Here is a 799-nt window from a genome sequence, read left to right as displayed (position 1 = left end):
CGCCTTGGCCGTGCGCATCGCACTGCCGCTCAGGGAGTCGCTGGAACTCGCGGGCTTCTTCGGCTTTGCGGCTTTCGGCGCGGCTTTCGCTGCGGTCGGCACCACTTTCTTCGGCGCTGCCTTGCCGAAGGCCGGCTTGGCGTCCTTCGAACGGGCTGTCATCGCCGGGCCGGCGCCGGCCTTGGATTGGGTCGCCTTGCCCTTGGCGGGCGCGGGCTTTCTTGCCTTGGTTGCCATTGGACCGAATCCCTCTTTTGGCACAATTGCCGTGTCGGGATAACGCCCTGAAAGTCTTAAGGTTCCCCTTGCGCAATCCGTCGAATCAAGCGGAAAGGCCGATCACCAGATCGGCAGCCCGGCGCCGCGCGAGCACGCGTTCGATGTTGGGCAGGTCGTTGGACGCGATCCAGGCGCGCGCATCTTCATCGGAGCGGCCATGTCCGTGCCAGCGCTCCATCAGGCGGCGCTCGAGCTCGTTGCGCGGCACGTCGACGAAGATCGAGAAATCGAACAGCGGCGCCAGCCGCGACCACGGCTCTTCGTCGAGCAGCAGATAGTTGCCCTCGACCAGGATGAACTTGGTTTGCGTGGCGACGATCGAAGCAGCGGCGCGTGACAGTTCCATGCTGCGGTCGAAGACCGGGATGGCGATGTCGGGTTCGCCGGCACGGATACGCTTCAGCAGGGCCTCAAACCCGGCAAAGTCGAAGGTTTCCGGCGCGCCCTTGCGCGCGCGCAGGCCGCGCCGCTCGAGCACTGCGTCGTCATAGTGGAAGCCGTCCATCGGCACGACCTCAGC

The 799-nt window shown here is 65.6% G+C and carries 2 protein-coding genes; both read right to left on the bottom strand.

Annotated features, from left to right (window positions below; translation table 11 throughout):
• The coding region (locus EN984_RS36395; RefSeq protein WP_127384444.1) for a hypothetical protein at nucleotides 1-237 on the bottom strand (237 nt) is incomplete at its 3' end.
• 85 nt (nucleotides 238-322) lie between these two features.
• A partial coding sequence (locus tag EN984_RS36390) for a nucleoside/nucleotide kinase family protein (RefSeq protein WP_127384443.1) occupies nucleotides 323-799 on the bottom strand: 477 nt, incomplete at its 5' end.

The organism is Mesorhizobium sp. M7A.F.Ca.CA.004.12.1.1 (assembly GCF_003997835.1).
GTDB lineage: Bacteria > Pseudomonadota > Alphaproteobacteria > Rhizobiales > Rhizobiaceae > Mesorhizobium.
The sequence above is the reverse complement of the archived record's forward strand: the minus strand, read 5'-3'. Positions and strand labels throughout refer to the sequence as shown.